Source organism: Clavibacter quasicaliforniensis, from assembly GCF_051201715.1.
GTDB classification, from domain to species: domain Bacteria; phylum Actinomycetota; class Actinomycetes; order Actinomycetales; family Microbacteriaceae; genus Clavibacter; species Clavibacter seminis.
The window spans coordinates 3200144-3217031 of record NZ_CP139624.1 but is presented as its reverse complement, the minus strand read 5'-3'; the positions used below and the strand labels follow the sequence as shown (position 1 = coordinate 3217031).

The 16888-nt window shown below is 73.1% G+C and carries 20 protein-coding genes; 9 read left to right on the top strand and 11 right to left on the bottom strand.

The annotated features are described in order from the left end of the window. Positions 1-117: 117 nt before the first annotated feature. Positions 118-1419, top strand: coding sequence for an ATP-dependent DNA helicase (locus NL142_RS15430; protein WP_012039613.1), 1302 nt, complete (start codon positions 118-120; stop codon positions 1417-1419). 31 nt (positions 1420-1450) lie between these two features. Here NL142_RS15430 and NL142_RS15425 read toward each other — a convergent pair whose 3' ends face one another. The 3 genes from NL142_RS15425 to NL142_RS15415 form a co-directional block, all read right to left on the bottom strand. Then, positions 1451-2149: a hypothetical protein gene (locus tag NL142_RS15425; protein WP_435080406.1), complete on the bottom strand. Its 699-nt coding sequence runs from the start codon at positions 2147-2149 to the stop codon at positions 1451-1453. Positions 2150-2286: 137 nt separating this feature from the next. Continuing rightward, positions 2287-2706 (bottom strand): DUF4383 domain-containing protein, encoded by a 420-nt coding sequence (locus NL142_RS15420; RefSeq protein ID WP_043583712.1) that lies wholly within the window; start codon positions 2704-2706, stop codon positions 2287-2289. Between the two features lie 100 nt (positions 2707-2806). After that, positions 2807-3457, bottom strand: a complete 651-nt coding sequence (locus NL142_RS15415; protein ID WP_435080405.1) for a dienelactone hydrolase family protein — start codon at positions 3455-3457, stop codon at positions 2807-2809. Between the two features lie 55 nt (positions 3458-3512). Between NL142_RS15415 and NL142_RS15410 the strand changes: the two genes are divergently transcribed. Continuing rightward, the gene (locus tag NL142_RS15410) at positions 3513-4226 is read left to right on the top strand and encodes a DUF305 domain-containing protein (RefSeq protein ID WP_435080404.1); all 714 of its coding nucleotides are present in this window, start codon (positions 3513-3515) and stop codon (positions 4224-4226) included. Positions 4227-4325: 99 nt separating this feature from the next. Here the strand turns inward: NL142_RS15410 and NL142_RS15405 are convergent, their stop codons facing one another. Next, on the bottom strand, positions 4326-5621 hold the full coding sequence (locus tag NL142_RS15405; protein ID WP_435080403.1) for a M18 family aminopeptidase: 1296 nt from the start codon (positions 5619-5621) through the stop codon (positions 4326-4328). Then, the gene (gene deoC / locus NL142_RS15400) at positions 5621-6343 is read right to left on the bottom strand and encodes a deoxyribose-phosphate aldolase (protein ID WP_435080402.1); all 723 of its coding nucleotides are present in this window, start codon (positions 6341-6343) and stop codon (positions 5621-5623) included. The genes NL142_RS15405 and deoC overlap by 1 nt, the downstream gene beginning before the upstream one ends. A 107-nt stretch (positions 6344-6450) precedes the next feature. On the opposite strand from deoC, the gene NL142_RS15395 reads away from it, so the two are divergent. Beyond that, positions 6451-6669 (top strand): hypothetical protein, encoded by a 219-nt coding sequence (locus NL142_RS15395; RefSeq protein WP_194667318.1) that lies wholly within the window; start codon positions 6451-6453, stop codon positions 6667-6669. A gap of 22 nt (positions 6670-6691) precedes the next feature. Here the strand turns inward: NL142_RS15395 and NL142_RS15390 are convergent, their stop codons facing one another. Beyond that, on the bottom strand, positions 6692-6895 hold the full coding sequence (locus NL142_RS15390) for a hypothetical protein (RefSeq protein WP_435080401.1): 204 nt from the start codon (positions 6893-6895) through the stop codon (positions 6692-6694). Positions 6896-7146: 251 nt separating this feature from the next. On the opposite strand from NL142_RS15390, the gene NL142_RS15385 reads away from it, so the two are divergent. From NL142_RS15385 to NL142_RS15375, 3 genes are all read left to right on the top strand, one after another. Beyond that, the gene (locus NL142_RS15385; RefSeq protein WP_012039605.1) at positions 7147-7470 is read left to right on the top strand and encodes a DUF7882 family protein; all 324 of its coding nucleotides are present in this window, start codon (positions 7147-7149) and stop codon (positions 7468-7470) included. A gap of 148 nt (positions 7471-7618) precedes the next feature. Next, the gene (locus NL142_RS15380; RefSeq protein ID WP_435080400.1) at positions 7619-7945 is read left to right on the top strand and encodes a hypothetical protein; all 327 of its coding nucleotides are present in this window, start codon (positions 7619-7621) and stop codon (positions 7943-7945) included. A gap of 375 nt (positions 7946-8320) precedes the next feature. Beyond that, the gene (locus NL142_RS15375; RefSeq protein WP_435080399.1) at positions 8321-9496 is read left to right on the top strand and encodes a zinc-dependent alcohol dehydrogenase; all 1176 of its coding nucleotides are present in this window, start codon (positions 8321-8323) and stop codon (positions 9494-9496) included. An 86-nt stretch (positions 9497-9582) separates the two neighbouring features. On the opposite strand, the gene NL142_RS15370 is transcribed toward NL142_RS15375, so the two are convergent. The 3 genes from NL142_RS15370 to NL142_RS15360 all read right to left on the bottom strand — a co-directional run bounded on the left by NL142_RS15370 (position 9583) and on the right by NL142_RS15360 (position 12097). Further along, on the bottom strand, positions 9583-10134 hold the full coding sequence (locus tag NL142_RS15370; RefSeq protein WP_435080398.1) for an NAD(P)H-dependent oxidoreductase: 552 nt from the start codon (positions 10132-10134) through the stop codon (positions 9583-9585). Positions 10135-10266: 132 nt separating this feature from the next. Then, entirely contained in the window at positions 10267-11292 is a 1026-nt protein-coding gene (locus NL142_RS15365; RefSeq protein ID WP_435080397.1) for a Gfo/Idh/MocA family protein, read from the bottom strand. A gap of 58 nt (positions 11293-11350) precedes the next feature. Further along, positions 11351-12097: an SDR family oxidoreductase gene (locus NL142_RS15360; RefSeq protein ID WP_435080396.1), complete on the bottom strand. Its 747-nt coding sequence runs from the start codon at positions 12095-12097 to the stop codon at positions 11351-11353. 207 nt (positions 12098-12304) lie between these two features. Between NL142_RS15360 and NL142_RS15355 the strand changes: the two genes are divergently transcribed. From NL142_RS15355 to NL142_RS15345, 3 genes are read left to right on the top strand one after another with little or no spacing between them, the layout of a single operon-like run. After that, positions 12305-13387: a hypothetical protein gene (locus NL142_RS15355; RefSeq protein WP_435080395.1), complete on the top strand. Its 1083-nt coding sequence runs from the start codon at positions 12305-12307 to the stop codon at positions 13385-13387. A gap of 48 nt (positions 13388-13435) precedes the next feature. Continuing rightward, on the top strand, positions 13436-14245 hold the full coding sequence (locus NL142_RS15350) for a DNA-formamidopyrimidine glycosylase family protein (protein WP_435080394.1): 810 nt from the start codon (positions 13436-13438) through the stop codon (positions 14243-14245). A 44-nt stretch (positions 14246-14289) separates the two neighbouring features. After that, a complete protein-coding gene (locus NL142_RS15345) occupies positions 14290-14865 on the top strand; it encodes a pyridoxamine 5'-phosphate oxidase family protein (RefSeq protein ID WP_435080393.1) in 576 nt (191 codons plus the stop codon). Here the strand turns inward: NL142_RS15345 and NL142_RS15340 are convergent. Then, on the bottom strand, positions 14862-16262 hold the full coding sequence (locus NL142_RS15340) for a GntP family permease (RefSeq protein WP_435080392.1): 1401 nt from the start codon (positions 16260-16262) through the stop codon (positions 14862-14864). The genes NL142_RS15345 and NL142_RS15340 overlap by 4 nt on opposite strands. A gap of 66 nt (positions 16263-16328) precedes the next feature. Further along, entirely contained in the window at positions 16329-16847 is a 519-nt protein-coding gene (locus tag NL142_RS15335; RefSeq protein WP_435080391.1) for a gluconokinase, read from the bottom strand. Between the last annotated feature and the right edge of the window lie 41 nt (positions 16848-16888).

Here is a 16888-nt window from a genome sequence, read left to right as displayed (position 1 = left end):
CGGGCGGGGCATCGACGCCTCGCCGGGCGGGCGCCGGGGTAGATTCGAGTGCGCATCGCGCGGCGCCGCCGCCGCCGGACGCGCACCCTCCCGTCCCCGACCCGCCAGGAGCCCCGCGTGAGCACGGTCCCCCTCTCCCCGGAGCAGGCCGCGGTCTTCCAGGCCATCGAGGGCACGCGCGACCACATCTTCGTCACGGGCCGCGCCGGCACCGGCAAGTCGACCCTCCTCACGCACCTGTCGTGGAACACCGAGAAGCAGATCGTCATCTGCGCGCCCACGGGCGTCGCGGCGCTCAACGTCGGCGGGCAGACCATCCACTCGCTGTTCAAGCTGCCCATCGGGGTCATCGCCGACGAGGAGATCGAGCAGACCGGCGAGCTGCGGAAGCTCCTCAACACCATCGACACGCTCGTCATCGACGAGGTCTCGATGGTCAACGCGGATCTCGTGGACGCCATCGACCGCAGCCTCCGCCAGGCGCGCCACAAGAAGGACGTCCCGTTCGGCGGCGTGCAGGTCGTGCTCTTCGGGGATCCGTACCAGCTGGCCCCCGTGCCGGGCGACGGCGACGAGCGCGCCTACTTCGCCGACCGCTACCGCTCCATGTGGTTCTTCGACGCGAAGGTGTGGGAGGAGGCGCAGCTGCGGATCTACGAGCTGACCGAGATCCACCGGCAGCACGAGGAGGCGTTCAAGGAGATGCTCAACGCCGTGCGCCACGGACGGGTCACGGCCGAGATCGCGGGCGTCCTCAACGCGGCGGGCGCGCGCCCCGCCCCGACGGACGGCGCCATCACGCTCGCCACCCGCAACGACACCGTGAACCGGATCAACGCGGAGGCCCTCAAGCGCCTGCCCGGCCGCTCGCTCACCGCCACCGCCGACGTCACGGGCGACTTCGGCGGACGCACGTACCCGGCCGACGAGAAGCTCGACCTCAAGATCGGCGCGCAGGTGATGTTCCTCCGCAACGACGTCGACCAGCGCTGGGTGAACGGATCCGTCGGCGTCGTCACGCGCATCGACACCAACGTGTACGTGGAGCTCGACGGCGTCGTGCACGAGGTCGAGCCGGTCACGTGGGAGAAGCACAAGTACTCGTACTCGCCCACCACCAAGCAGCTGCGGCGCGACGTCGTGGCCGACTTCACGCAGTTCCCGCTGCGCCTCGCGTGGGCGGTCACCATCCACAAGTCGCAGGGCAAGACCTACGACCGGGCGATCGTGGATCTGGGGGCTCGCGTCTTCAGTCCCGGCCAGACGTACGTGGCGCTCAGCCGGATCACCGACATCGACGGGCTGTTCCTCACGCGGCCGCTGCGCCCGGGCGACATCATCGTCGACGAGAACGTGCGGCGGTTCATGAGCGAGGCCACGCGGATCCGCGTCACGCCGGCGGTCGCGCCCGCGAGCTGACCCGGGCGTCTGCCGGCTCGAGCGCGCCCGCTCAGTGGCCGGAGTGCTCGCTCTGGATGCCGTCGAGGTCGATCGAGCTGTGCTGGCCGTGCGGGACGGCGAACTCGCCGGCGCGCGTGAGCGAGAGGGCCGGGGTGACGAGGCCGGCGACGACGAAGGCGCCGACGAGCACGCCCACCAGGTAGCGGCCGCCGGTGCGCTCGGGCTCGGGACCGGCGGGGGAGGCGTCCCCAGCGCTGGCCGCTGTCGGCAGCGTGGTGGCCACGACGGCGGGCGACGCGGCGGGGGACGGGAGCGGCGCGCCGGATCCGACGAGCGCGACGTCGGCCGGGAACGTGGCCTCGACGGCCGTGCACGCGGCCTGGGCGTCGGACTCGGCGCGGGAGCGGAGGTGGCGGCCGACGACGGCGGCGACCACGAGGTCGAGCAGGGTCGCGGCGAGCATGGGGATCGCGGGCAGGTCGCTCGTGATGCCGGGGGCGGACATGACGACCGCCGCGGTGACGAGGAGCGCCCAGCCGGCGACCGGGACGAGCGCGCCGAGGGCGGCCCAACCCGGGACCGGGAGGCGGTCGGAGCGGAGGACCGCGATGGCCCACGCGCCCTCGGCGACGCCGATGAGGAGGAGGGCCACCATGGCCGCGGGCGGGGATCCCGCCCCGACGGCCAGGTGGATGAGCGCGGCGCCCAGGGCGGCGAGGGCCAGCCAGTGGCGGATGAGCAGTGACACGTGCTGGTCCCTTCGTCGTCCCGGGCGCCGCGGGTGGTGCGGTGCTGCGTGCTGTCGTGCTGTGGTGCTGTCGTGCGGGTGGTGCCGGTGATGCGTTGCGTGACGCGCCCGGTGCAGCGGCGCGGCGGGTTCGCTGCCTAGGCGGCGCGGGCGGCGCGGTTGCGGACGCCCTTCTCGGCGCCGAGGCCCACGATCAGCAGCACGACGGCGCTGCCGAGGTGCAGGAAGTGGTCAGCGGTGTTGAGCGCGAGGATGTTGAAGTCGGTGTTCACGAGGAAGAAGCCGACGATGCCGAGCGCGAGGTACGCGAATCCGATGGTGGAGTTCACGGCCTTGGCCGACGCGACGCTGGAGAGGCCGCCGATGAGGAGGGCCGCGCCGATGAGGAGGTGCGCCACGTTGTGGAACGGGTTCACCATGAAGATCCCGAGCAGCAGGCCGCCGTCGGAGGAGAAGAAGCCCCCGCTCTGCGGCGGGAACAGGAAGCCGAGAAGGCCGACGAGGACGTAGACGGCGCCGAAGACGGTGCCGAGCAGGCGGTTCGGGGATGAGCTCATGATGGTGCCTCCACTGGTAGGGAAGAGCCGGGGTTCTCCCAGGCTCCCTACATTCGTACCGCCTAAGCGACCGGATTGGTGCCTATGCCGCACTGATCGGTCACTGGTCTCCGAGATGCTCGAGGAGGAACGTCTCAGTACGGCGGTACGCGAGGGCCGCGGCGTCGGGGTCGAAGCGGTCGCGGAGGCTGGCATCGGGGAACACGGGGGTCGTGCCGGGATAGGTGTGCGAGGCGACGGGCGTGCCGTGCTCGCGGAGCCGGCCGATGAACTCCTCGGGCCGCTGGTCGTCGATCCACTCGTCGTGCTCGGCGAGGTGGAGGAGCACCGCGCACGGGATGACGCCGTGCTCCTGGGGGCCGAGGCTCGCGCAGTAGGCGACGACCGCGTCGGCGCCGCCGTCCTGCGCCTCGAGGAGCGCGAGCCAGCCGCCGGGCGCGAAGCCGACGAGCCCTACGTGCCGGGATCCGCGGGCGCGCGCCGAGTCGATGCCGTCGCGGATCGTGCCGAGGGCGAACCCGACGTCGAGCTCGGCGGCGAGGCCCGCGGCGAGGCCGTCGTCGAGGGTGGCGCGGCCGTCGTAGAGGTCGGGGACGAGCACGTGGAAGCCCGCGCGGGCGAGCGCGAGCGCGTACTGGTCGAGCCAGGGGAGGCGACCGTGGTCGTCGTGGACGAGCACGACCACGGGGCTGCCGGGTTCGCCGAACTCGAGGGTGGCTCCGGGATGCGGCAGGTCGACGATCTCGGGCATGGGGAGAACCTATCGTCGGCCCCGCCGACGCCGCGCCGTGGAGGAGGATCGTCGCATGGGATACCGCAACCGCATCGCCGCCGCCACGACCGCCCTCGTCATCGCCGCCGCGCTCGCCGGATGCTCCACCCCGCCGCGCACCACCGACGACGCCGCCAGCCCCAGCGCCGACGCGGCCGCTCCCTCCGAGACGGAGTCGCAGGGCTGGAACCGCGCCGACCTGTCCTTCGCCGAGGAGATGGGCGACCACGCCGCGGGATCCGTCGAGCTCGCCGTGGCCGCGCTGCAGGTGCGCGACCTGCCGCCGGGTGCGCAGGAGCTGGCCGCGCAGATCCGCGACGAGCAGGGCCCGCAGGCCAGGACGCTCGCGCAGCTCGCCGAGGAGTGGTCGGGCGAGGAGGGCGGATCCGGCGCCACCGGCACCGAGGACCGCGACGAGGCCGGCGGGGTGTCGGCCAGCAGCGGATCCGAGGACGGCAGCACGGACGGCTCGGCGGGCGGCGGGGCGTCCGAGGCCGACATCGAGGCGATGAGCGACACCGCGTTCGACTCCGAGCTGCAGGTGCTCAAGGCGTCGAGCGGCACGGACGCCGGCCGGCTGTTCCTGCAGGGGATGATCTCCCGGCATCAGGCCGCGATCGACCTGGCCGACGGGGAGGCGCAGCTCGGCACGTCGACCGAGGCGCTCGAGCTGGCGGGCGCGATGGCGGCGGCGCAGGGCGACCAGCTCACGAAGATGCGCGCGCTGCTGGAGTCGTACGGGGGCTGATCCCCGGTGCACGATCGAGGGCCCGGCGCGGATCGCGTCGGGCCCTCGATCGTGTCGTACGCTGCGGAGCGTCGCTCGGGTGCGTCGCCCGCTCCGGCGTCAGGCGGCCGGGCGGAGGAACGCGGCGGCCGCGGCGGCGAGGTGCCCCGGGTCGTCGGCGCCGCACAGCTCGCGGGCCGAGTGCATCGAGAGCAGCGGGATCCCGACGTCGACCGTGCGGATCCCGAGGCGCGTGGCCGTGATCGGCCCGATGGTCGAGCCGCACGGCACCGCGTTGCTGGACACGAACTCCTGGAACGGGACGCCGGCGCGCTCGCAGGCCAGCGCCCACTCGCGGGCGCCGACGCCGTCCGTCGCGTAGCGCTGGTTCGCGTTGATCTTCAGCAGCGGGCCGCCGTTCGGCACCGGCCGGTTGGCGGGGTCGTGTCGGTCGGGGTAGTTCGGGTGCACGGCGTGGCCGGCGTCGGCGGAGAGGCACCAGGAGGAGGCGAACGCGCGGCGGCGGTCCTCCGAGGAGGCGCCGAGGCCCGCGGAGATGCGGCCGAGGACGTCCTCGAGGATGGGGCCGGCGGCGCCCGACGGCGTCGCGGATCCGACCTCCTCGTGGTCGAAGGCGGCGAGCACCGCGATGGGCGCGTCCGGGTCCTCGTCCGCGGCGGCGGCGAGCTCGAGCAGGGCGGCGAGGCCGGCGTGCACGGAGCTGAGGTTGTCCATGCGGCCGGCGGCGAAGAGCTCGCCCGCGAGGCCGAGGGATCCGGGCGCCTGCGTGTCCGCGACGCCCACGTCGTAGCCGAGCACGTCGTCGGCGGCCACTCCCGCGAGGCCGGCCAGGTGGCCGAGCACGTCGGCGTCGGCGGGGGAGCCCGTGCCGAGGATCGGGGACATGTGGCGCTGCGGATCCAGTCGGAGCCCGTCCGTGTTGACGCCGCGGTCGAGGTGCACGGCGAGCTGCGGGAAGCGCAGGAGCGGGCCGGTGCGGACGAGGTGGCGGGATCCGTCGCGCATCACGAGGCGCCCGGCGAGCTCGAGGTCGCGGTCGAGCCAGGAGTTGAGGAGCGGGCCGCCGTAGACCTCGACGCCGGCCTGGAGCCAGCCGTCGGATCCGATGGTGGGCTTCGGCTTCAGCTTGAAGCCGGGGGAGTCGGTGTGGGCGCCGAGCACGCGGAAGGGCGTGGTGGCGTGCGCGCCGGCCGGCTGGATCCAGGCGAGGAGCGCGCCGTCGCGGACGATGAACCGTCGCCCGGCGCCGGTGGGCCAGGCGTCGCGCTCGTCGAGTCGGGCGAAGCCCGCGGCCGCGAGCCGTCGGGCGCCCTCCTCGGCCGCGTGGAAGGAGGAGGGGGATGCCTGGATGAAGCGGCCGAGGTCCGCGAGGTGTGCGCGGCGGTCGGTCGGCATCAGTAGCCGCTCGATCCGAGCGCGCCGTTCTCGGGCGTCTGCACCGGACCCGCCAGCACGACCGCGCTGCCCGAGACGCCGAGGCGCGTGGCCCCCGCCTCGATCATCTGCACGGCGGTCTCGTAGGTGCGGATCCCGCCGGACGCCTTGATGCCGGCCTTGCCGTCGACGGTGCGGCTCATCAGCTCGACCGCGTGCACGGTCGCGCCGCCGGTGGGGTGGAAGCCCGTGGAGGTCTTGACGAAGTCGGCCCCGGCGGCGACGGCCGCCTGGCAGACGGCGACGATCTGGTCGTCGTCGAGCGCGGCGGACTCGATGATCACCTTGAGCACGGCGGGCGCGGGCACGGCCTCGCGCACGGCGCGGATGTCGGCCTCGACGTCGGCGAAGCGGCCCTCGCGGGCGGCGCCCACGTCGATCACCATGTCGACCTCGTCGGCGCCCTGGCGGATCGAGAGCGCGGCCTCGGCGGCCTTGACCTCGCTGTGGTGCTTGCCGCTCGGGAAGCCGCAGACCACGGCGACCTTGAGGTCGGATCCCGCGGGCAGCTCGAGCGGGAGCATCGAGGGCGAGACGCACACGGAGTAGGTGCCGAGCTCGACGGCCTCGGCGACGAGCGCGGCTACCTCGTCGCGCGTGGCCTCGGGCTTCAGGAGCGTGTGGTCGATGATGCGGGCGATCGCGGCCGTGTCGGTCGCGGGCGTGGACGGGCTGGTGCTCATGCGGGATTCCTCACCTCGTGCGGGACCTCGATCCTACGGCGGGGGTGCGGATGGGCCCGGCCGGACGGGGGTCAGCCGCCGACGGTCCGCGCCGGTAGCGTCGATGCGTGATCTCCGACGGCACGACCACCGCGCTCCTGTACGTGGCCCTCGCGGCCCTGGCCGTGGGGGTCGTGCTCCAGGTGATCGGCGCCATCAAGGGGGCCCGTGAGCACGGCTGGGGCAGGGCGAAGCTCTTCGCCCAGCCCGTCCTGCCATGGACGCTCGCGTCCTTCGGTGCGCTCGCGGTCAGCGTCCTCTGCTGCCTGCCGATCGTGTGGAGCTAGAGGAGCGCGACGGCCCCGCGGCTCAGGAGTAGTCGGCGCCCGGGATGCCGGCGGGACGGTAGACGTAGCCGTCCGCGTCGGCGTCGAGCTCCCACACGACCTCCTCCTCGCTGAGCGAGGTGGCGCGGACGAAGCTCTTCACGGGCTCGCCGTTGATGAGCTCCACCTCGGTCTCATCCGTGCCATCGGGGCCGACCAGCTGTGCGGTGTACGTCGAATCAGTCATGTCCCGACCCTACGACCGTCGGCCCGCGACGACCGGGCCGGCCGCATCCGCACGGCCCCCGCGCAGGTCGGCGACGGCGCCGCCCCCAGCGGCGATCCATTACCACATGCGGATCCCCCTTCCGGACGAGGCGATCCCAGCCGACAACGCTGGCATAGTGGGTGGGCACGGCCGAAGCTCAGCGCCGCTCTCTGGCCCCCTCTCCGTCGGCGCGGGGCCCGAGAGCTCATGAGGGGAACACGGGATCGATCATGGGGACGTTCAAGTACGACTCGACGCTGACGGCGGAGTTCGATGACCGCCTTCTCGCTCACCTGCAGCTCGTCATCGGCGCGAAGCTGCGCCGCGGGGAGAACTTCTACTTCTCCTGGCGCGACGACGTGGAGGTGGGCGACGGGCGCACGACCATCTGGATGCACAACTCGCTGCCGCTGGTGTTCAAGTACCACGGCAGCCGCGTGCCGCCCATCAACCGCAAGTGGGTGGACGCCCTCATGACCACGGCGAACAGCCCCGGCGGCCTGCTCATCATGCGAGAGCCACCCGAGGACGAGCCGCGCGACGACGCGCGCTGACCCCGCACGGCGGCAGGGGTCCGCGCACCCGCTGGTAGTCCGGCTCGCCTTCCCGTGTCAACCCCCGGCTTCGCATTCGGGCGTATCCGTGGCGCCTGGCATCGTGGGAGCGGGTCACGCGGGGGCGTCGCCCGATGAGAGGGACGCGATGCAGGACACCGGCACCGACGACATGGGTGATCCGGTCCAGTCCTCCGCGAGCGAGACCCTTCCGCCGCGACCCGCGGGCCCCGGCCGCAGCCCCACCGAGCAGGCCCGGTTCGTGGCGGGCTACTTCGGCTGGTCCATGACCGGGGACGAGATCCGCGAGCCGGACGGCACCGTCGCCCTCTACATCGAGGACCTGGCGGTCGCGCTCACCGACCTCCACTGGATCTCCGACGACGGCATCCGCTGGGACCTCATGCCCTGCGACGAGCTCGAGGCCGCCGATGCCCTGCGCGTCGCGCAGCGCGCTCGCGGCTGGGAGATCTGAGCCCCGCACCTGGCCATCCGCCGGGTGACGCATCCGTGCTCTTCTCATTTCCTCACGCGAGGAGCAGACTGCGGCCACGAGGCCGTCGCGGGCTCGGGCGCTTGAGGGTTGTCGAGAGTCCTCCTATGCAGTCCGGACCGTCATCACCGGCCCTCCAGATCCGCCCCGGTGCGGTCGTGTCGTGGACGACCGACTCCCCGGGGCGGATCGTCTGAGCGGCCGACGTCCGCGCCCTCGCAGCTCACCCGTCGGCGCGCCCGGATGTCCCCGCTGCCTGGACGCGGCCTGACCTTCGCTTGGCGGACAGCCCGCGAGGGCGTTGTGTGGAGGAGCGCGCGTCTCACGAGGATCCGCGCCCGAGGACGAAGGAGCACGATGAAGGCACTCACCTGGCAGGGCATCCACGACGTCGAGGTCAAGGAGGTCGCCGACCCCGTGATCGAGCAGGACACCGACGCGGTGATCCGCATCACGTCGACCGCGATCTGCGGATCCGACCTCCACCTCTACGAGGTCTTCGGCCCGTTCCTCGAGAAGGACGACGTGCTCGGCCACGAGAACATGGGCGTCGTCGAGCAGGTCGGCAGCGCCGTCACGAAGCTCAAGGTCGGCGACCGCGTCGTCGTCCCGTTCGTCATCGCGTGCCACGACTGCTTCATGTGCGACAAGGGCCTGTTCACGCAGTGCGAGACCACGCAGGTCAAGGCGCAGGGCAGCGGCGCCGCGCTCTACGGCTTCAGCGAGATGTACGGATCCATCCCCGGCGGCCAGGCCGAGCGCCTCCGCATGCCGCTCGCCGACGTCAACGCGATCGTCGTGAACAGCGAGCTCCCCGACGAGCGCTACCTCTTCCTCAGCGACATCCTCCCCACCGCATGGCAGGGCGTGCAGTACGCGAACGTGCCCGAGGGCGGCACGCTCGGCGTCATGGGCCTCGGCCCGGTCGGCCAGTTCGCGGCCCGCATCGGCAAGCACCTCGGCTACCGCGTCATCGCGGTGGACCCGGTCCCCGAGCGCCGCGCCATGGCCGAGCGCCACGGCATCGAGACCCTCGACCTCACCGACGACGTGGCCGACAAGCTGCGCGAGATGGTCGACGGCCGCGGACCCGACGCGATGGTCGAGGCCGTCGGCATGGAGGCGCACGGCAGCCCCGTCGCCTCGTTCGCGCAGAAGGCCGCGGGCCTCCTGCCCGACGGCATCGCGAAGAAGGTCATGGACGTCGCGAGCGTCGACCGCCTCGCGGCGCTGCACACGGCGTTCGACGCGGTCCGCCGCGGCGGCACCGTCTCCATCTCCGGCGTCTACGGCGGCGAGGCCGACCCGCTGCCCATGAAGTCGCTCTTCGACAAGCAGATCGCGATCCGCATGGGCCAGTGCAACGTCCAGCACTGGATCGAGGACCTGCTGCCCCTCGTCGAGGACCCGTCCGACCCGCTCGGCGTCATGGACCTCGTCACGCACTCCGTGCCGCTCAGCGAGGCCGCGCACATGTACGAGATCTTCCAGAAGAAGGAGGACGGCTGCATCAAGGTGGTGCTGAAGCCGTAGCCTCTCTGGCGCACGACGACGGCCGCGTCCCCTCGGGGGCGCGGCCGTCGTCGTGCGCGGGCGTGCTGCCCGGTCGGTGGGTCGGCTCAGGCGGCCGTCGCCGAGGAGCGCACGGCGCCGAGCACCTCGCGGAGCTGCGCCACGACCTCGGCGTCGTCCGCTGGGTGGCGCTCGGCGAAGCGGATCACCGACTCGGGGACGGCCATCTTGACGTCCTCAAGCACGTGCGCGCCGGCGATGCCGAGCGACTTGCGCGCCTCGTCCTGCGCCCACACGCCGCCGTACTGGCCGAAGGCGCTGCCGATCACCGCGGTCGGCTTCCCGGCGAGGGCGGACGCGCCGAACGGGCGCGAGGCCCAGTCGATGGCGTTCTTCAGCACCGCGGGCATCGTGCCGTTGTACTCGGGGGTGACCACGAGGAGCGCGTCGGCCGCGGCGATCGCGTCGCGGAAGGCCACGGCGGCGGCGGGCACGGATCCCTCGACGTCGATGTCCTCGTTGTAGAAGGGGAGCCGGTCGAGGCCGGCGTGGATGTCGAGCGTGACGCCGTCGGGGGCGTGGCGCACCGCCGCCTCGGCGATCTGCTGGTTGGTGGAGCCTGAGCGCAGGCTGCCGACGAGCACGAGGACGTGCGTCATGGTGTTCTCCTTCGGGGTCGTTCCGGGTCGGATCGTCTCCGTCGACGTGCCGCAGGGCGGAGGCGCGAGCCTCGCCATCGACCCTAACGACCGTCTTCTGACGGCTCCCCGGACGTGCGCCTCGGGCGCCGGTCAGCGCGCGCCGATGTCCGCGAGGATCCCGTCCATCAGCTCCGCCAAGGCGACGGACTCCGCGTGCGGCATCTGGGCGCACTCGACGGCGCCCGCGCGGATCGCATCCCGGGCCGCCCGGAACATGGGGACGTAGCCGCGGCCCTCGATCGCGTGCTCCTGCCGCTCCGGATCCCCGTCGGCGGGCACGACCGTGAGCGCGCGGGAGGCGAGGAACAGCGGATCCACCTCGATGCGGCCGGCCGTGCCGCTGACGGTGGCGCCCGTGGGGAGCGCGGCGACGAGCGAGCAGGCGAGCGTGGCCTGGCGGCCGTCGGGCCAGCCGAGCAGGATCGCGACCTCGGTGTCGACGACGCCGTCGATCACCGTGCCGACAGCGGAGACGGACGACGGCGTGCCGAACAGGCCATGCGCGAAGGCGAGCGGGTACACGCCCATGTCGAGCAGCGTGCCGCCGCCGACCTCCGGGTCCCAGAGTCGGCCCGTCCCGTCGGTGACGAATCCGAAGGCGACGGAGATGGCGCGCGGATCCCCGATGCGGCCGTCCGCGATCGCCTGCCGGACGGCCAGGTAGCCGGGGGAGAACGCCATCCAGAGCGCCTCGAGGAACAGCAGGCCTTCCGCGCGGGCGAGGTCGACGAGCGCGCGGGTGTCCTCCGCCGTGGTGGTGGCGGGCTTCTCGCAGACGACGTGCTTGCCGGCGCGGAGGGCTGCCTCGGCCTGCGACCGGTGGAGGGTGTGCGGGGTGGCGACGTAGACGGCGTCCACCTCGGGGTCGGCGAGGAGCGCGTCGAGGGTGTCGTGGATCCGCGCGATGCCGTGCTCCTCGGCCAGCGCCTCGGAGCTCGCGCGGGTGCGGGAGTGCACGGCCACGACCTCGACGCCGGGGACGAGCAGCATGTCGGGGACGACCGAGGTCGCGATGCCGGCGGCGCCGATCACGCCGAAGCGGATGGGGCGGGCGGCGTCGTCAGTCGGCTCCGGGTCGGGCGTGCGGGCGGGGGCGGGCGGCATCGTCGTCGACATGGATCGAGCCTAGGCGCGGGTGTACGTGGCCGACCGGTGCGGCCGGCGGCCCGGCGGATCAGTGCCCGCTGAGCAGCGCGAGCATCTCGTCGTGGCGGCAGTCGCGCTCGGCGAAGCGGAGGCCGTGGACGTCCTGCACGAGGATCTCCTCGTCCTCCGGGCGCGCCTGCAGGATCCCCATCACCTCGTCGAGGAAGTCCTCGAGCGGCATGGCGTCGGCCGCCTCGGCCTGGCCGGGCATGAGCGCGGTCTGCACCTTGGGCGGCACCAGCTCGACCACCTCGACGGACGTGCCGACGAGCTGCGCGCGGAGGCTCTGCGTGTACGAGTGCACGGCGGCCTTGGTGGCGCAGTAGGTGGGCGTGGCTGGCAGCGGGACGAACGCGAGGCCCGACGACACGGTCATCAGGGTGGCCTCGTCGCTCGCGAGGAGGCCGGGCAGGAACGCGTCGATCGTGCGGATGGTGCCGAGGAGGTTGGTCGTGACGACGGCCTCGGCGGTGGGCTGGTGCGCGGGATCCCGGAGGTCCTCGGCCTGCATGATGCCAGCCGTGGTGATCACGACGTCGAGGTCGGGGTGGCTCGCGGCGAGCTCGTCGCGCGCGGCCGTGATGGACGCGGGGTCGGCGACGTCGAGCACGACAGAGGCCATGCCGTCGTGCTGCGCGGTGATCTCGTCGAGCAGCTCCCGGCGGCGGCCCGCGATGACGACGCGGTTGCCCGCGGCGTGGAACCGCTCGGCGAGCCCGCGCCCGATGCCGGAGGTGCTGCCGGTGATGAGGACGGTGCGGCCGGTGATCTTCATGGGGCTCCTTCGCCGCGGTGGCGTGCGGCAGTCGGGACGGGCTTCGGGTTCGTGGGTCGAGTGTGGCCTGTCGCGCGGGCGGCGGCGGCGGGCGCGCGGGGATGCGCGGAGGATCCAGCGGGAGTTCACGTGGGGAGGGACGGCGGGGCGCGAACGGGGGCCAGTGGCGGGTCGGGTGGCTGGTCGCCCGGCCGATACGGTCGGAGGATGAGCGGACGCGGCACGGACCCCGGATCCACCCCGACCGACGCTGCGCGGGCCGGGAGCCTCGGCGCCCGGATCGCCCTGCTGATCGTCCTGGTGTTGCTGATCCTCGGGCTCGGCACGCTCTACGGCTTCGGCCTCTACCAGGCGGCCGTCGTCTCCGACGTGGACGCGGTCGCCGTCCTCCCGCAGCTGATCGCCGGCCTCCTCGCGCTCGCATTCGCCCCGGCGCTCGGCCTGCTGGAGCTGCAGTCGTGGCGGGACCCCGAGCGATCCGCCGGGACGCGCCGGCGTCCGGTGCGGGTGATCGTGTGGCTCGGGATGACCGCGCTCGCCGTGGTCGTGCACGCCGTAGCGTCGCTGGTCGCGGGCGTCTCCCTGCTCGTGGTGCTCGGCTTCGCGGTGGCGGCCGTCGCCACGGCCGCCACCAGCTGGATCCTGGTGCTCCGCGCGCAGGCCGCCGCCATCCTCCGTGTGGGCGCGCGCCTCGCCGAGGACGCCCCGGCCATCTCGATCGACCTCGACTGGACCGCGGACACCGCCCGCCGCAAGTGGCGCCTCATCGGCCTGGTGTTCGTGGTCGCGCTCGTCGTCACCCTCGGCGGGACGCTGCTGCTCGATCGGTATGAGCCGCAGGACACCGCCCAGGCGGTCGCCCTCGTGCTCCAGTTCTCGCTGCTCGCGCCGGCGCTCACGTGCCTGTTCGTCTCGGTCGGGGCGCAGCTGTCGGGATCCTCCATCACAGCGGGTCTGTCGAAGGAGGACCGGAAGGCGGTCGCGCAGCGTTCCGTGGGCAAGGGCCAGGAGCTGGAGCCGGAGCTCGAGTGGCGCGCTGCCCGGCTCGCTGTCTACAGCCGCACGCTGCAGCCGTTCCAGTTGGGTCAGTCCGCGATGCTGCTGGTCGGGATCTTCGTCCCCACCCTCCTCCGCGGCGACATCGACGGGTGGATCCTCGTCCTCTTCCTCGCAAGCCTCATCACCCTGGTCGGCACGGTGCCGTTCGCGGTCGTGCAGCACCGCCGCATGTCGCGGTACGCGGCGACCGTCGGCGACCTCCCGCGCTCGTACTCGCCCGCGCCCGCCTGAGCCGCCGCCTGAGCCGTCCCTGTCGGCGGCCCCCGCTACCGTCGACCCATGCCCGAGGGTGACTCCGTCTTCGTCCTCGCGGCACGCCTCCGGGCGCAGGTCGGCGGGGCGCTCATCGCCGACGGGGAGCTGCGGTCCGGCGCGCGGGCGGGTGCGCGGCTCGGCGGCAGGCGCATCACCGGGTTCGACACGCACGGCAAGCACCTGCTCATGCGGCTCGACGACGACACCACCCTCCACACGCACCTGCGCATGCAGGGCTCGTGGACGGTCACCGGCGCGGGCAAGCGCGTGCCCGCGCGGATCCAGCACCAGGTGCGCGTGCGCCTCCGCCTCGACGACGGCCGCACCCTCTGGGGCATCGACCTGCCGGTGGTCGAGCTGATCCCCACCCGCGACGAGCGCGCGGCCATCGGCCACCTCGGGCCCGACCCGCTGCGCGACGACTGGGATCCGGCGCTCGCCGTGTCCCGTCTCGCGGCTCGGCCCGACGAGACGATCCGTGCCGCCCTCCTCGACCAGCGCCCCATGGCGGGCCTTGGCAACCTCTGGGTCAACGAGGTCGGCTTCCTGCGCGGCGTGCATCCGGCGACGCGGGTCCGCGACGTGGACCTCCCGCCGCTGGTCGACCTCGCCGCCCGTTCGCTCCGGCGCTCGGCGACGGTGCCGGCGGCGTACCAGATCACGACGGGCGATCCCCGCCGAGGCCGCACGCACTGGGTGGTCGGCCGCGCGGGCCGCCCGTGCCTGCGCTGCGGGACGACGGTGATCGGCGTCGACGATCCGGGCGGCACGAGCGAGCGCGGGCGGCGGGCGTGGTGGTGCCCGAGGTGCCAGCCGGCGACCGATCGGACCTGAGGGCATCCGTCCCCCGTCGCGCCCCCGCCCGCGAGGATGGACCCATGACCTCCGACGACTTCGCCCGCTGGCTCCGCGCCCAGCCCTCGCTGACCGGATCCGCCCCGACGGTCGACCTCGACGACCTGCCCGACGACCCCGACGACCTCTTCCGCGCGTGGATCACCGCGGCCGCCGACGCGGGCGTGCCCGAGCCGCACGCCGCGACGCTCGCGACCGTCGACGCCGACGGCCTGCCCGACGCGCGCGCGCTGATCCTCAAGGACGTCTCCCCGCGCGGCTGGGCGTTCGCCAGCACGCGCTCCTCGGCGAAGGGCGCGCAGCTCGCGGCGGCACCGGCCGCGGCGCTCGCGTTCTGGTGGCAGCCGATCGTGCGGGCGGTGCGGGTGCGCGGATCCGTCGAGGAGGCCACGGCGGAGGAGAGCGCCGCCGATCTCGCTGCCCGCTCGGCGGCCGCGCGCGCCGACGTCGACCCGGGCGACTGGGTGCTGTGGCGCATCCGACCTGTGCACGTGGAGTTCTGGCAGGGCTCGCCCGACCGGCGGCATGCGCGGATCCTGTTCGACCGCGTCGGCGACACGTGGATCCGGAGCGGTGCCAGCGGCGAGGGCCGCGTCTAGACGAGCGACGCCACCCCGAACACCGCCGTCGCGATCGCGAAGCCCATGACGCCGATGGTGGTCTCCATCACCGTCCACGTCTTGAGGGTCGTCTTCACGTCCATCTCGAAGAAGCGGCCGACGAGCCAGAAGCCGGAGTCGTTCACGTGGCTCGCGACCACGGATCCGCCGGCCACCGCCACGACGAGCGCCGCCACCTGGAACGCGTTGTAGTCGCCCGCGAGGATCGCCGGGGAGACGAGGCCCGCGGCCGTGGTGAGCGCGACGGTCGCCGACCCTTGCGCGATGCGGAGGATCGCCGCGATGAGGAACCCGGCCAGGATGATCGGGATGCCGAGGTCGCCGAGCACGTCCGCGAGGGCGTCCCCGATGCCGCTGGTGCGGAGGACGCCGCCGAACATGCCGCCGGCGCCGGTGATGAGGATCACGGAGCAGACCGGGCCGAGCGCCGACTCGAGCGTCTTCTCGAGCGCGGTCTTGTCGATCCCGCGGCGACGGCCGAGCAGGAACGCCGCGAACAGCAGCGAGATCAGCAGCGCGACGGGCGTCTCGCCGAGGGTGCGGAGGATCTGGAACCACGACTGTTCGCTCGTGCCCTCGGGCAGGATCCCGCCGGTCGACGCCGCGTTGAGGCCGGTGTTCAGGAAGATGAGGAGCAGCGGGAGCAGCAGCACGGCGAGCACGGTGCCGAACTTGGGCGGGTTCGACTCGGCGCGCTCGTCGGCCTGGCCGAGGATCGAGGGGATCGGCAGCACGAACTTCTTGCCGACCCAGAGACCGAAGAGGTACGCGGTGACGTACCAGGTGGGGATCGCGGCGATGAGGCCGACGATGATCACGATTCCGACGTTCGCGCCGAAGAACTCGGACGCCGCGACGGGGCCGGGGTGCGGCGGCACGAAGATGTGCATGACCGAGAAGGCGCCGGCCGCGGGGAGGCCGTAGCGGAGCACGCCGCCGCCGAGGCGACGGGCCACCGAGAAGACGATGGGCAGCATCACGACGAGCCCGGCGTCGAAGAAGATCGGGAAGCCGAAGATCAGCGACGCGACCCCGAGCGCGAACGGGGCGCGCTTCTCGCCGAAGATCCGGATCAGCGTGTCGGCCAGCGTCTTCGCGCCGCCGCTGGTCTCGACGAGGCGGCCGAGCATCGCCCCGAGGCCCACGAGCAGCGCGACCGTGCCGAGCGTGGAGCCGAAGCTGCCGACGAGCACGGTGACGATCTGCGAGGTCGGGATCCCGGTGGCGAACGCCGTGAGGAGGCTCACGAGGATCAGGGCCACGAACGCGTGGACGCGCAGCGTGATGATCAGGAACAGCAGGACGGCGATGGCGCCCGCGGCGATCAGGAGGAGCGGACCCGCGGTGAGGGTCTGCGTCCAGTCTTCGATGGTCATGTTCTCTCCGTTGATGAACCGTGCGGTGTGCCGTGGTGGTGCGGGCTGGTGGTGGGGTGCGCGGCGCTAGCTCGCGACGAGGCCGAGCTCGTCGACGATGCGGGTCGTGACCTCGTCGGGCGTCCCGGTGTTCTCGAGCGTCAGGCCGCGCTCGCCGGCGTCGAGCGGCTCGAGCGTGCTGATCTGCGACGGCAGCAGCGAGGCCGGCATGAAGTGGCCGCTGCGCGTCTTCATGCGCTCGCGGATCAGCTCGGTGTCGCCCGAGAGGTGCACGAAGCGCACGTCGCCCTCCGCCCCGTCGAGCATGTCGCGGTAGGCGCGCTTGAGGGCCGAGCAGGTGACGACGGTGCTGCGACCGGCGCGGGCCTCGCCGCCCATCCAGTCGCGCATGGCCTCGAGCCACGGCCAGCGGTCGTCGTCGGTGAGGGGCGTGCCGGCCGACATCTTGGCGATGTTCGCCTCGGGGTGGAACTCGTCCGCCTCCGCGAAGGTCCAGCCGAGCCGCTCGGCGAGGGCGGTGGCGATCGTGGTCTTGCCGGATCCGGAGATCCCCATCACCACGACGTGGCGGGGCTGTGCGGCCATGCTGACTCCTTCGTCGACGCTGCCGGTGACGGATCACCGCT

Excerpts from the sequence above, each read along its gene's own strand:
- NL142_RS15420 (WP_043583712.1), bottom strand. The coding sequence starts at position 2,706 with ATGAGCTCATCCCCGAACCGCCTGCTCGGCACCGTCTTCGGCGCCGTC.
- NL142_RS15415 (WP_435080405.1), bottom strand. The coding sequence starts at position 3,457 with ATGCCCGAGATCGTCGACCTGCCGCATCCCGGAGCCACCCTCGAGTTC.
- NL142_RS15410 (WP_435080404.1), top strand. The coding sequence starts at position 3,513 with ATGGGATACCGCAACCGCATCGCCGCCGCCACGACCGCCCTCGTCATC.
- NL142_RS15405 (WP_435080403.1), bottom strand. The coding sequence starts at position 5,621 with ATGCCGACCGACCGCCGCGCACACCTCGCGGACCTCGGCCGCTTCATC.
- deoC (WP_435080402.1), bottom strand. The coding sequence starts at position 6,343 with ATGAGCACCAGCCCGTCCACGCCCGCGACCGACACGGCCGCGATCGCC.
- NL142_RS15390 (WP_435080401.1), bottom strand. The coding sequence starts at position 6,895 with ATGACTGATTCGACGTACACCGCACAGCTGGTCGGCCCCGATGGCACG.
- NL142_RS15385 (WP_012039605.1), top strand. The coding sequence starts at position 7,147 with ATGGGGACGTTCAAGTACGACTCGACGCTGACGGCGGAGTTCGATGAC.
- NL142_RS15380 (WP_435080400.1), top strand. The coding sequence starts at position 7,619 with ATGCAGGACACCGGCACCGACGACATGGGTGATCCGGTCCAGTCCTCC.
- NL142_RS15375 (WP_435080399.1), top strand. The coding sequence starts at position 8,321 with ATGAAGGCACTCACCTGGCAGGGCATCCACGACGTCGAGGTCAAGGAG.
- NL142_RS15370 (WP_435080398.1), bottom strand. The coding sequence starts at position 10,134 with ATGACGCACGTCCTCGTGCTCGTCGGCAGCCTGCGCTCAGGCTCCACC.
- NL142_RS15365 (WP_435080397.1), bottom strand. The coding sequence starts at position 11,292 with ATGTCGACGACGATGCCGCCCGCCCCCGCCCGCACGCCCGACCCGGAG.
- NL142_RS15360 (WP_435080396.1), bottom strand. The coding sequence starts at position 12,097 with ATGAAGATCACCGGCCGCACCGTCCTCATCACCGGCAGCACCTCCGGC.
- NL142_RS15355 (WP_435080395.1), top strand. The coding sequence starts at position 12,305 with ATGAGCGGACGCGGCACGGACCCCGGATCCACCCCGACCGACGCTGCG.
- NL142_RS15350 (WP_435080394.1), top strand. The coding sequence starts at position 13,436 with ATGCCCGAGGGTGACTCCGTCTTCGTCCTCGCGGCACGCCTCCGGGCG.
- NL142_RS15345 (WP_435080393.1), top strand. The coding sequence starts at position 14,290 with ATGACCTCCGACGACTTCGCCCGCTGGCTCCGCGCCCAGCCCTCGCTG.
- NL142_RS15340 (WP_435080392.1), bottom strand. The coding sequence starts at position 16,262 with ATGACCATCGAAGACTGGACGCAGACCCTCACCGCGGGTCCGCTCCTC.
- NL142_RS15335 (WP_435080391.1), bottom strand. The coding sequence starts at position 16,847 with ATGGCCGCACAGCCCCGCCACGTCGTGGTGATGGGGATCTCCGGATCC.